Source organism: Phenylobacterium sp. (genome assembly GCF_037968635.1).
In the GTDB taxonomy this organism is placed as follows: domain Bacteria; phylum Pseudomonadota; class Alphaproteobacteria; order Caulobacterales; family Caulobacteraceae; genus Phenylobacterium.
In genome coordinates, this window is record NZ_JBBKVV010000082.1 from 1 (window position 1) to 11148 (window position 11148).

The window sequence follows — 11148 nt, forward strand, 5'->3', positions numbered from 1 at the left end:
CCCCGGTGATCGTGATCGCGCCCAGCGACGCGCTCTACGAAAAGACCATGTCCAACATGAGCGAGGTGATGGCCCGCGGCGGACCGATCATCCTGTTCACCGACGCCCAGGGCGCCCAGGACGCGCCGGAGGGGGTGAAGGTGATCATCGTCCCCACCTGCGATCCCCTGGTGGCGCCCCTGGTGTTCTCCGCCCCCATCCAGTTGCTGGCCTATCACGTGGCCGTGCAGAAGGGCGCCGACGTCGATCAGCCACGCAACCTCGCCAAGTCCGTCACGGTCGAATAGCCGACCCGCAGGCAAAGGTTTCGCGACGTGGGTCACAAGGCGACGATGGATTTCGCGCCTCTGCTCCTCTAGTCAAAGCCGGACGGAGGACTGAATGACGAAACCTGTGCGCAAGGCTGTGCTTCCCGTGGCGGGTCTGGGGACCCGGGTGCTTCCAGGCGCGAAGACCACGCCGAAGAACATGCTGAACATCTTCGACCGGCCGATCCTGTCCTATGTGGTGGAGGAAGCGCGCGCCGCCGGGATCGAGCACATCGTCTTCGTCACCGGCCGGGGCCAGGGCGCCATCGAGGACTATTTTGACGCCAATCCCGAGATCGAGGCCGCCCTGGAGGCCAAGGGCAAGACCGACATCCTGGCCGAGGTCCGCGCCGACCTGCCCACCCCCGGCGGCATGAGCTTCGTGCGCCAGATGGCGCCCCTGGGCCTGGGCCACGCCGTCTGGTGCGCCCGCCACATCATCGGCGACGAGCCCTTCGCGGTCATGCTGCCCGACATGCTGATGGCCGCCGACACCCCGGCGCTCGCCCAGGTCGTGGCCTCCTACGAGAAGGTCGGCGGCAATATCATCGCCGTGGAGCCCTGCCCCGAGGGCGAGGCCCACAAGTACGGCATCGTGGCGCTGGACGGGCAGGATGGCCGCCTCAACCGGATGACCGGAATGGTGGAGAAACCCGCCCCCGGGACCGAGCCCTCCAACCTGTTCATCTCGGGCCGCTACATCCTGCAGCCGGAAATCTTCGAACTGCTGGAGCGCCAGGGCAAGGGCGCCGGCGGGGAGATCCAGCTCACCGACGGCATGGTCCAGCTGATGAAGTCCCAGACCTTCCACGCCCTGGAATATGACGGGATCACCTACGACTGCGGCGACAAGATCGGGCTGTTGCGGGCCAATGTCGCCTTCGCCCTGCGTCGGCCCGACTTCGCCGACGCCGCCCGGGCCGCCATCCAGGCCCTGCTCTAAGCCTGGTCATGCGCCTCTTCGTCTTCGGCTACGGTTTCTCCGCCCGCGCCCTGGCCAGGCGCCTGGCGCCGCAAGGCTGGACCGTGGCGGCGACCTTCCGCGATGAGGGTGGCGCCGCGCGGCTCTCGGCCGAGGGGGTCGAGCCCATCCCGCTCACCGACCCTGACGCCCTCGCCGCCGCGATGGGCTCCGCCCAGGCCGTGCTGATCACGGCCCCGCCGACCGCGCAGGGCTGTCCGGCCCTGCCCGCCCTGGCGCGCCCGATGGCCAAGGCCGGCGCCTTTCCCGACTGGATCGGCTACCTCTCCACCACGGGCGTCTATGGCGACCGGCGCGGCGGCTGGGTGTTCGAGCAGAGCCGGCTGGCGGCGCAGTCCATGGAGGGCGCGCGCCGGGTCGGCGCCGAACGCGACTGGCTCGAGGTCGGCCGCGGCATGGGCCTGACGGTCACCATCCACCGCCTGCCGGGGATCTACGGCCCCGGCCGCTCGGCTTTCGACCGCCTGCGCGAGGGCCGCGCGCGCCGCGTCGCCGCGCCCGGCCAGGTGTTCAGCCGCATCCATGTCGACGACCTGGCCACCGGCCTGGAGGCCTCCATCGTCCGACCCCGAGCGGGCGGAATCTACAATCTCTGTGACGACGAACCGGCCCCCAACAGCCAGGTGGTGGCCCACGCCGCCCGCCTGCTGGGCATGGAACCCCCGCCTGAGGAAGCTCTCGACCTCGACACCCTCGCGCCGTCAGCCCGGCGCTTCTACGCCGAGACCAAGCGGGTCTCCAACGCGCTCGCCAAGGCCGAACTCGGCTGGCGGCCGCAATATCCCACCTATCGCGAAGGTCTGGCCGCGATCCTGGCTGCAGGCGGGTAGACGCGACCCAGGCTGTCCGGACACCTTTTTCCTGTCACACCGGCGCGAGATAGGTTTGGCTATCGTCGCGAAAGCTTCTGAAGACGCACACCATGATCGAGCCCAGACGACTGAAGAAAAGCGAATCCCTGGAAATTCGGATTCCACATCCGACCAAGGAAGCCTTCATGGCCCGCTGCCGGGCTGACGGTCGGTCGGCCAGCGAAGCCCTGCGCGCCTTCATCGACCAGCAACTCGAGGCGCCGGCCAAGCCCCGCGCGCCCCGCAAGGGCCTGCGCCTGATCGTCGGGGCCGCCATCGCCGCGGCGGTGGGCGCCGCGGCCTTGCCGTCGCTGGCCCGTCCCACCGTCGCCGCCGCCCAGTTCGACCACATCGACGCCAACCACGACGGCCTCATCAGCCGCACCGAGTACGCGGCGCGCTAGAGCCTTTCTGAGCGGGTCAACCGGCGTCCACATACCCTGACGCGCTCTAGTCCAGGCGGTGGAAGGCTCGCGAGGCGTCGAACCGCATCACCCAGGTCCAGGGCTTGAAGATCGAGGCCCCGCCCTTCCAGGACAGCATGATGAATCGCGCCTTCCCAACCAGGTTCTCGGCGGGCACGTAGCCCACCCCGATCTCCTGCGGCCATCGGCTGTCCAGGGAGTTGTCGCGGTTGTCGCCCATCATGAAGTAATGGCCCTCCGGCACGACATAGACCTCGGTGTCGTCGCCCTCATGGTCCTGAGCCCGGTCGAAGGTGACATAGGTCCGGCCGTTGGGCTTTGACTCGGCGTACTGCATCACCTGAACGCCGGGATCACCGGGGTCCTCGGTCATCCCCACCGGCTTGCGCGGGATCGCCTTGCCGTTGACGAAGACCTGGCCGCCGATGACCTTGATGCGGTCGCCGGGCAGGCCGATCAGCCGTTTGATGTAGGGGATGGATTTGTCGCGGGGCAGGTGGAAGACCACCACGTCGCCGCGGGCGGGCGGCTTGTTCATGATCCGGCCGTGGAAAATCGGCGGGCTGAACGGAAGGGAGTGGGCGCTCCAGCCGTAGTCGTATTTGGAGACGATGATGTAGTCGCCCTTCAGCAGGGCCGGCTCCATCGACTCCGAGGGGATCGTGAAGGGCTGGAAGAAGATCACCCGCAGCACCAGCGCGATCAGCAGGGCGTAGCCCACCGTCTTGATGATCTCGATCAGCTCGTCCTTGGCGGACTTGGGGGCGGGTTCAGTTGTCATGACCCTGGTCTGGCCAACCTCGCGCCGCGCGGCAACCAAAGTCCTGTCCGGACACGCCGGTCCTCAGTCCGGACAGACCTCGTCGAGCGCCGCCAGCAGCCGCGCGATGTCTTGGGGTCTCGATAGCCGGTGGTCACCGTCCTTGATCAGGCTGAACACCACGTCGTCGCTGTTCAGGGCCTGGGCCAGCTCCAGGGCGTGGCGCCAGGGGACGTCCGGATCGGCCCCGCCCTGCAGGATGCGCACCGGCGCCGCGACGGGCACAGGCCCCGGCAGGATCGACCAGCGGGCGCCGTCCTCCAGCAGGTTGGCGGTGATCGGATAGGGATCGCCATACGCACTGGGCCGCAGCCAGACCCCGTCGCGGGCCAGGGCCTCGCGGCCGGCGGCGTCGATCTCCGGCGCCATCAGCTTCTCGGTGAAGTCCGGCGCGGGCGCGATCAACACCATGGCCTTGATCCGGTCGGCGCGCACGACGGCGGCCAGGCAGGAGATCCAGCCGCCCATGGAGGACCCCACCAGCACCAGGGGCCCTTGGGTCAGTTCGTCGAGGATGGCGAGCGCGTCCTCCCGCCAGCGGGTGATGGTCCCCTGCGCGAAGTCGCCGCTGGATTCGCCGTGGCCGAAATAGTCGAAGCGGACATAGGCGCGGCCCCGCGCCTGCGCCCATTGGGCGATCGCCTCCGCCTTGGTCCCGGCCATGTCGGAGCGGAAGCCCCCCAGCCAGACGACCGCAGGCCCCTCACCCGCCACCTTGCGCCACGCCAGCCGCTCGCCGTCCGGCCGCGCCAGGAAACCCGTCTCTTCGTCGCTCATGGCTGATCAATAGCCCGTGCGCGGAGGCCCGTCAGCGTCCGACGGGCTTTACGCGGCGCCGCAGTGCGTTATGCAGATGGCCGTGACACTGCCTCCCAACTTCACATTGCTGCAGGTCGTCCCCGAGCTTGAAACCGGCGGCGCCGAACAGACCACGATCGACGTGGCCAACGCCGTCGTGCGCGCCGGCGGCAAGGCCCTGGTGGCCACCCGGGGCGGTCGCATGACCGCGCGGCTAGAGGCTGACGGCGGCCGCCTGGCGCAGATGCCGGTGCAGTCGAAGAACCCTCTGGTGATGCTGGGCAACGCCGCCCGCCTGGTGGACCTGATCCGCAAGGAGGGTGTCAGCCTGGTCCACGCCCGCAGCCGCGCCCCGGCCTTTTCCGCCCTGTGGGCCGCGCAGGCGACCGGGACGCCCTTCGTGGCCACCTATCACGGCATCTACAACGCCAAGACCAAGCTGAAGCGCTGGTACAATGCGGTGATGACCCGGGGCGACCTGGTGATCGCCAATTCCGACTACACCCGCGACCACGTGCTGGCCGAACACGGCCTGCCGCCGGAGAAGATCGTCACCATCCCGCGCGGCGTCGACCTGGACCGCTTCAATCCCGCCTGGGTGACCCGCGAGCGGATCGCCGACCTGCGCACCGCCTGGGGTGTCGCCCCGACCGACAACCGGGTGAAAATCCTGCTGGGCGGCCGCCTGACCCGCATCAAGGGCCACCTCACCATCATCGAGGCCGCCGCGCGCATGAAGGCCCAGGGGCAGTCCAAGTTCCTGATCATCTTCGCCGGCGACGACCAAGGCCGCACCGACTACCGCGAGGAGCTTGAGGCCCAGATCCGCAACCAGGACCTGACGGCCGAGATCAAGCTGGTGGGCCATTGCGACGACATGCCGGCCGCCTGCCTGGTCTGCGATCTCGCCATCCTGCCCACCACCGTGCCCGAATCCTTTGGCCGAACCGCTGTGGAGCCCCAGTCCATGGGCCGTCCGGTGATCGCCTCCAGCCACGGCGGCGCCACCGAGACCGTTCTGGACGGCAAGACCGGGTGGCTGGTCGCGCCGGGCGACGCCCCGGCCTGGGCCAGCGCCATGACCCACGCCATCGAGCTTGGGCCGGTCGAGCTCCGCAGGATGGGAGAGCTGGCCTCGACCCGCGCCCGCCAACTCTATTCCGCCGAGGCCATGTGCGCGGCCACAATGGAAGCCTATGAACGCGTGCTGACGGCGAGGGCCCATGGCGCGTGAAATCAAGAAGATCCTGGTGATCAAGCTGTCGGCCCTGGGCGACTTTGTCCTGGCGCTGGCGGCGATGAAGAAGATCCGCGAGGCGCACAAGCGCGCCCACATCACCCTGCTGACCACCCCGCAGTTCGAGGGGTTGGCCAAGAGCTCACCCTACTTCAACGCCGTTGAGACCGACGGCAAGCCCAACGGCCCTGGCGCGTGGCTGGCCCTGCGCGGCCGGATCAAGAAGGCCCGCTACGACCGGGTCTATGACCTCCAGACCTCGTCGGCCTCGAACCGGATCTTCCAGATGCTGCGGCCCTTCCCGCCGGAGTGGTCGGGAATCGCGATGGGTTGCGCCCTGCCGCACAAGAACCCGCACCGCAATTCGATGCACACCCTGGAGCGCCAGGCCGACCAGTTGAAATATGCCGGCATCTGGCCCGACGCCCCGACGGAGCCTGGCAGCGCGCCGCCGCCGGACCTTTCCTGGGTGCTGCGCAAGGCGCCCCAGGAACGGCCCGTGGCCGGCGGCGTCATGCCCAGGCCCTATGTGCTGTTCATTCCCGGCGGTTCGGCCCACCGGCTGGACAAGCGCTGGCCCGTCGAACGCTACGGCGAGCTGGGCAAAATTCTCTACGACCGCGGCTTCGACATCGTGATCCTGGGCGGGCCGCAGGAAAGCGGTGAGGCCCGCCAGATCCAGCGCTATGTCGGCAAGGCCCGCGATCTCACCGGCCGCACCGACTTCGCCCGGATCGCCATCCTGGGGGCGAAGGCGGCCCTGGTGGTGGGCAACGACACCGGGCCGCTGCACCTGGCGGCGGCGGCCGGCGCGCCGACGATCGTGCTGTTCTCCCGCGCGTCAGACCCCAATCTGTCGGCTCCGCGCGGCCATGTGGCGGTGCTGCAGGCCGACAATCTGGGCGATCTGGCTGTGGCGAGCGTCGCACAGGCGGCGAATGCTTTGGCCCCATCCCCCGGCGGCGCTTGATCGCGGGGGTCCGCAAGGTCATATACTACCTGAACTCGCCGGAGCGCTTTGCGCGGCCGGGGCGTTCGCCTTGAAATAGCTCACGGAGCAAAAGCCTATTCGCCGCCCCATGCAGGCGCCGCCCGTCAAAGACGGACCGCGCATCAACGAAGACATCCGCGTCCCCAAGGTTCTGCTCATCGATCAGCACGGTGAGAAACAGGGCGTGATGCCGACCTCCTCCGCTCTGGAAGCCGCTTTGGAAGCGGGTCTGGACCTGGTCGAGATCGTGCCGAATGCCGATCCGCCCGTCTGCAAGATCCTGGACTACGGCAAGTTCAAGTTCCAGGAGCAGAAGAAGAAGAACGAGGCGCGCAAGCGTCAGAAGGTGGTGGAGATCAAGGAGATCAAACTCCGTCCCAACATCGACATCCACGACTACGAAGTCAAAGCGCGCTCCATGCACCGCTTCTTCGAAGAGGGCGACAAGGTGAAGGTCACCCTGCGCTTCCGTGGCCGCGAACTCGCTCACCCCGAACTTGGCATGAAGCTGCTCCAGCAGGTGAAGGCCGACTTCGAGCCGGTGGCCAAGGTCGAGTACGAGCCCCGCATGGAAGGCCGTCAGATGATCATGATCCTGGCCCCGCGCTAAGGCGCGCCAGGAGCCGATTGTCGGAACGAACCAAGCGGCCGTCCCCTGGGGCGGCCGCTTTTTCGTGGGCCCAAGTGATCTGCGACAACCCAGCGTCACACTGGGTCTTTACGCCTCAGGCGGTCCAGCCTAACACCGGATCATTATGTCCCAATCCGAGCCGTATAAGGCCCCGGCGCCGCGTTTTGCAGCGGCGTCGCTGATCGCCGTTATCTTTATCAACATGCTGGGCTTCGGGATCATCGTCCCGTTGCTGCCCTTCTATGCCGACTCCTTCGACGCCGAGCCTTGGCAGATCGGCGCCATCTTCGGGGCCTATTCCGTGGGCGCTTTCTTCGGCGAGCCCCTGTGGGGCCGGCTGTCGGACAAGTACGGCCGCAAGCCCCTGCTGATCTCGACGATCACCGGGAACTGCCTGTGTTACCTGGCCCTGGCCTTCGCCCCCAATATCTGGGCGGCCTTCGCCATCCGCCTCCTGGGCGGGCTGGCGGCCGGCAACGGCGCCGTGGTCCAGGGCTATATCGCCGACGTCACCCCGCCGGAAAAACGCGCCCGCCAGATGAGCTATCAGGGCGCGGCCTGGAACGTCGGCCTGATCATCGGCCCGGCGGTGGGCGGCTTCTTCGCCCACACCGGCATGGGCCCGGCCGGCTTCCGCATTCCCCTGTTCATCGCCTCGGGCCTGGCCGCCCTCTGCGTCCTGGCCATATTCCTGTTCATCCGCGAGAGCCGGGTCCGCGAGCAGGGCATCACCCACCGTCCCAGCCGCTGGGCCGCGATCGGCGAGGCCGTGGGCCATCCGGTCATCGGCCGCATGATGCTGCTGACCTTCCTGGTGGGCTTCGCCTTCACCGGCATCGAGAGCCAATTCGGCCTCTGGTCCCAGGCCCGCTTCGGCTGGGGCCCCCGCGAGATCGCCGTCTGTTTCGCCTTTACCGGGGCCACAGCCTTCTTCTTCCAGACCATGGTCACAGGCCAGATGTCGGAGCGGTTCGGCGAGGGGGTGATGCTGGCTATCGGCATGGGGATGACCGCCGTCGCCGCCGCCCTGCAGGTATTCTCCATCAACGGCCCCATGACCATCGCCCTGATGTGCCTGACCGCGGCCGGCCAGTCGGTGGCCTTCCCCAATGTGGGCGCCATCATCTCGCGCACCGCCGACCCGCACAGGCAAGGACAGATCATGGGCCTCAACAACGCCACCGGCGCCCTGGCCCGGGTGGTGGGTCCGGTCTGCGCCGGCCTGATGGTGCCCGTGCTCCGGGACGGCCCGTTCATCCTGGGCGCCCTGGTGGTGGCGCCGGCCATCCTGCTGGCGCTCTCGGCGAGTCGGCGCGCCGCCGCCCTGGGCAAACTCGACGAGCCACCGCCATGAGTCCGACCGCCGAGAAGCAGGATCTCCGCGCCCTGGTCATCCTGCTGTCGGTGGTCTTCCTCAACATCGCCGGTTTCGGGGTGGTGATCCCGCTGCTGCCCTTCTTCGGAAGGGCCTTCGACGCGCCGGCCTGGCAGATCGCCCTGCTGTTCTCGATGTTCTCCTTCGGCCAGTTCCTGGGGGAGCCCTTCTGGGGCCGCCTGTCGGACCGCGTCGGACGCCGGCCCGTCCTGATCATCACCATCGCGGTCAGCGCCCTGGCCTATGTCGCCCTGGCCTTCTCCCCCAACATCCTGTTCGCCTTCGCCGCCAGGTTCGCGGGGGGCTTCTTCGCCGGGAACATCTCCACCCTGCAGGGCTGCATGGCCGACATCACCCCGCCGGAGAAGCGCGCCAGCCGCATGGGGGTGATGGGCTCGGCCTTCTCCCTGGGCTTCATGACCGGACCGGCGCTGGGCGGCCTGCTGGCCCAGCCGAGCCTCGGGCCCATCGGTTTTCAGCTTCCCCTGTTCGCCGCCGCCGCCCTGGGCCTGGCCTCGGCGCTGGGGGTCGTCTTCTTCGTCCGCGAGACCCGGCCCGGCACGCCCGACGTGCGGCCCCGTGGCCGCCGGGTCGCCCTGCGCGAGGCCTTCGCCGACCCGGTGATCTCCCGCATCCTGATCATCTCCTTCGTCATCGTCTCAGGCTTCGCCGGCATCGAGGCCACCTACGGCCTGTGGACCGCCGCCAAGTTCGGCTGGGGACCGCGAGAGATCGGCCTGGCCTTCATGGTCATCGGGGTGATCGGCGCCTTCAGCCAGGGCATCGCCACCGGCTGGCTGGTGGCCCGCTTCGGCGAGCCGCGGGTGTTGATCGCCGGGCTTTGCCTGATGTTCGTCGGCATGCTGGTGCAGTTCACCTCCCAGGTCCCGGCCCAGGCGGTGCTGGGCCTGGCCATCGTCGGCTTCGGGCAGTCGATCTGCTTCCCCAACCTCGTGGGCCTGATCTCCAAGGCCACGCCGCCCGATCGCCAGGGCGAGATGCTGGGCCTCAACATGTCCAACAATGCGCTGGCCCGCATCGGCGGCCCGATCTATGCGGGCCAGCTCTTCAGCCTGGTCTCGCCGGGCGCGCCCTTCGCCCTGACCGCCATCCTCATCGTGCCGGCCGTGATCCTGGCCCTGCAGGTGATCAAGCGCGTGCCGCACATCTCGTCGACGCCCTAGAGCATTTTCCGATAGGTGTGAAACGGCTATCGGATCGAAAAACGCTCTAACTTTTTGAATTAGAGCCACCGCAGCGGCCTGAAGGTGAACGCGATGTCGGCGGTCTGCGCGGCGACGCTGATCACCGTCTGGCCTGGCTTGTCAGTTCCGGACGGATCGCTCTTGGCGCGGAGGTTGCGAGCCAGTGGGTTCCCCGGCCGCCCTGAAGGCCTGGACTGATCCTCGCACCCCGGGAAACGTCAGGAGGCCGGCGCCGCATCGGCGCAGGCGAAGAAGATCATCACCCTCACGCCCATGCCGGGCGACGACCGCACATCGATCTCAGCCTTGGCGTTCTGCAACAAGGATTTCACGATGAGGGCCGAGAGCTTACCCTTCGTGGGCCACACCCCGCCGTCCGGCAGGCCAACCCCGTCATCGGCGACGGTCACCCGGCAGCCGGTGGAGTCGGTCAGGCACTTCACCGTGATGGCCCCGCCATCGCGCCCCTTGAAGGCATGCTTGAGCGCATTGGTCAGCAATTCATTGACCACCAGGCCCGCGGACATGGCGACGTCCACCGACACCGGCCAGGTGTCCACCTGCAGTTCCAGGTGGATTCCCTCCACGGCGTGGGCTCGCATCACCGCCGAGGCGATCTGGCTGACATAGACCCCAAGGTCTATGGCCTCGTCGGAGCCTGCCTCCGTGAGCGTATTGTAGAGCAGACCCAAGGCCTCGACACGGCCGGCCAGCCGGTCAAATCCCTCACCGGCGTCCGCGTCCTTGCGCAGGGCTCGGGCCTCCACGCGGATCAGGGCGGTGATCATCTGCAGATTGTTCTTCACCCGGTGCTGCAACTCGCGCAGCAGGGTGTCCTTCTCGGCGATGCGCTGCTCCAGTTCGGAAGCCTCGGCGTTCGCCTTCGACGGACGCTCCACCAGGGCCACCATCCGGAAGGTTGGCGTGCCGGTCTCGTCCTCGATGAGGTTCGACCATGCGTCGACGTCCTTGGCGTCGCCATCATGCCGGATCGAGAAGGCGCCGAGGTGATCCCTCTCGTCGGTGATCACCAGGCCTAGTTCGCGCATGTCAGCGGGGCCACTGGCAACCCCGGGTAACTGTTCCCAGCCCACTCCGACGATCTGGTCCGGGCTCTGTCCGGTCAGGCGCTCGAACTCGTGGTTGGCGTAAATGATCCGCTCGGCGGGCTGCAGCTCCGCCACGGCGATGGCGACGGGCACCTGGTCGAGGAATTGCTTGAATTGGTCGCTGTCGAGGGCGGCGGCGAGTTCGGTCGTGTCGAGAAGTCGGTCGAGCGGGCCTTCGGCCATACGGATGCCTGGGGAGATACGGTCAGGCGCACGATCGCGGCGACCGGTATGGCCAACTTAACACGCGTCGGATCGGAACCCTGCGCGGCAAACGACCGCCGCTGTCCCGAATCCCAAACCCTTGCTTTCCCCCGGCCTTTCGCGTATTCGCCCTCCCCTTCGGAACCGTCTGGCCAATGGCATGCCAGGACGGTTCATCAATACGCCAGAGGACGGGGCTCACGCTCCGCAGA

Annotated in this window: 11 protein-coding genes and 1 pseudogene; 9 read left to right on the plus strand and 3 right to left on the minus strand. The window is 67.9% G+C overall.

The window, feature by feature from the left end; translation table 11 throughout:
- The 4 genes and pseudogenes from AAC997_RS09930 to AAC997_RS09945 all read left to right on the plus strand — a co-directional run.
- Window positions 1-287 (plus strand): annotated as a pseudogene (locus tag AAC997_RS09930) (glutamine--fructose-6-phosphate aminotransferase); the annotation flags it as partial.
- Between the two features lie 94 nt (window positions 288-381).
- Window positions 382-1251, plus strand: coding sequence for a UTP--glucose-1-phosphate uridylyltransferase (locus AAC997_RS09935; RefSeq protein ID WP_340645538.1), 870 nt, complete (start codon window positions 382-384; stop codon window positions 1249-1251).
- An 8-nt stretch (window positions 1252-1259) separates the two neighbouring features.
- Window positions 1260-2120, plus strand: coding sequence for an SDR family oxidoreductase (locus tag AAC997_RS09940; protein WP_340645539.1), 861 nt, complete (start codon window positions 1260-1262; stop codon window positions 2118-2120).
- Between the two features lie 92 nt (window positions 2121-2212).
- The gene (locus tag AAC997_RS09945) at window positions 2213-2545 is read left to right on the plus strand and encodes a hypothetical protein (RefSeq protein WP_340645540.1); all 333 of its coding nucleotides are present in this window, start codon (window positions 2213-2215) and stop codon (window positions 2543-2545) included.
- A 46-nt stretch (window positions 2546-2591) separates the two neighbouring features.
- On the opposite strand, the gene lepB is transcribed toward AAC997_RS09945, so the two are convergent.
- Complete coding sequence (gene lepB / locus AAC997_RS09950; RefSeq protein WP_340645541.1) at window positions 2592-3347, minus strand: signal peptidase I; 756 nt, start codon at window positions 3345-3347, stop codon at window positions 2592-2594.
- Between the two features lie 63 nt (window positions 3348-3410).
- The gene (locus AAC997_RS09955) at window positions 3411-4163 is read right to left on the minus strand and encodes an alpha/beta hydrolase (protein WP_340645542.1); all 753 of its coding nucleotides are present in this window, start codon (window positions 4161-4163) and stop codon (window positions 3411-3413) included.
- A gap of 76 nt (window positions 4164-4239) precedes the next feature.
- Here AAC997_RS09955 and AAC997_RS09960 point away from each other — a divergent pair, with 76 nt between their 5' ends.
- The 5 genes from AAC997_RS09960 (at window position 4240) to AAC997_RS09980 (ending at window position 9602) form a co-directional block, all read left to right on the plus strand.
- The gene (locus AAC997_RS09960) at window positions 4240-5418 is read left to right on the plus strand and encodes a glycosyltransferase family 4 protein (RefSeq protein WP_340645543.1); all 1179 of its coding nucleotides are present in this window, start codon (window positions 4240-4242) and stop codon (window positions 5416-5418) included.
- A complete protein-coding gene (locus AAC997_RS09965) occupies window positions 5408-6391 on the plus strand; it encodes a glycosyltransferase family 9 protein (protein ID WP_340645544.1) in 984 nt (327 codons plus the stop codon). Before AAC997_RS09960 ends, AAC997_RS09965 begins: the two co-directional genes overlap by 11 nt.
- A 109-nt stretch (window positions 6392-6500) precedes the next feature.
- Window positions 6501-7022 (plus strand): translation initiation factor IF-3, encoded by a 522-nt coding sequence (gene infC, locus AAC997_RS09970; RefSeq protein WP_304829578.1) that lies wholly within the window; start codon window positions 6501-6503, stop codon window positions 7020-7022.
- Between the two features lie 145 nt (window positions 7023-7167).
- A complete protein-coding gene (locus AAC997_RS09975; RefSeq protein WP_340645545.1) occupies window positions 7168-8397 on the plus strand; it encodes an MFS transporter in 1230 nt (409 codons plus the stop codon).
- Complete coding sequence (locus AAC997_RS09980; protein WP_340645546.1) at window positions 8394-9602, plus strand: MFS transporter; 1209 nt, start codon at window positions 8394-8396, stop codon at window positions 9600-9602. The genes AAC997_RS09975 and AAC997_RS09980 overlap by 4 nt, the downstream gene beginning before the upstream one ends.
- Window positions 9603-9841: 239 nt before the next feature.
- Here the strand turns inward: AAC997_RS09980 and AAC997_RS09985 are convergent, their stop codons facing one another.
- Window positions 9842-10915 (minus strand): histidine kinase dimerization/phosphoacceptor domain -containing protein, encoded by a 1074-nt coding sequence (locus tag AAC997_RS09985; RefSeq protein WP_340645547.1) that lies wholly within the window; start codon window positions 10913-10915, stop codon window positions 9842-9844.
- Window positions 10916-11148: the final 233 nt, after the last annotated feature.

Bases quoted from the DNA above. Each gene is read 5' to 3' on its own strand.
- AAC997_RS09935 (WP_340645538.1), top strand. From the start codon at position 382: ATGACGAAACCTGTGCGCAAGGCTGTGCTTCCCGTGGCGGGTCTGGGG.
- AAC997_RS09940 (WP_340645539.1), top strand. From the start codon at position 1,260: ATGCGCCTCTTCGTCTTCGGCTACGGTTTCTCCGCCCGCGCCCTGGCC.
- AAC997_RS09945 (WP_340645540.1), top strand. From the start codon at position 2,213: ATGATCGAGCCCAGACGACTGAAGAAAAGCGAATCCCTGGAAATTCGG.
- lepB (WP_340645541.1), bottom strand. From the start codon at position 3,347: ATGACAACTGAACCCGCCCCCAAGTCCGCCAAGGACGAGCTGATCGAG.
- AAC997_RS09955 (WP_340645542.1), bottom strand. From the start codon at position 4,163: ATGAGCGACGAAGAGACGGGTTTCCTGGCGCGGCCGGACGGCGAGCGG.
- AAC997_RS09960 (WP_340645543.1), top strand. From the start codon at position 4,240: ATGGCCGTGACACTGCCTCCCAACTTCACATTGCTGCAGGTCGTCCCC.
- AAC997_RS09965 (WP_340645544.1), top strand. From the start codon at position 5,408: ATGGCGCGTGAAATCAAGAAGATCCTGGTGATCAAGCTGTCGGCCCTG.
- infC (WP_304829578.1), top strand. From the start codon at position 6,501: ATGCAGGCGCCGCCCGTCAAAGACGGACCGCGCATCAACGAAGACATC.
- AAC997_RS09975 (WP_340645545.1), top strand. From the start codon at position 7,168: ATGTCCCAATCCGAGCCGTATAAGGCCCCGGCGCCGCGTTTTGCAGCG.
- AAC997_RS09980 (WP_340645546.1), top strand. From the start codon at position 8,394: ATGAGTCCGACCGCCGAGAAGCAGGATCTCCGCGCCCTGGTCATCCTG.
- AAC997_RS09985 (WP_340645547.1), bottom strand. From the start codon at position 10,915: ATGGCCGAAGGCCCGCTCGACCGACTTCTCGACACGACCGAACTCGCC.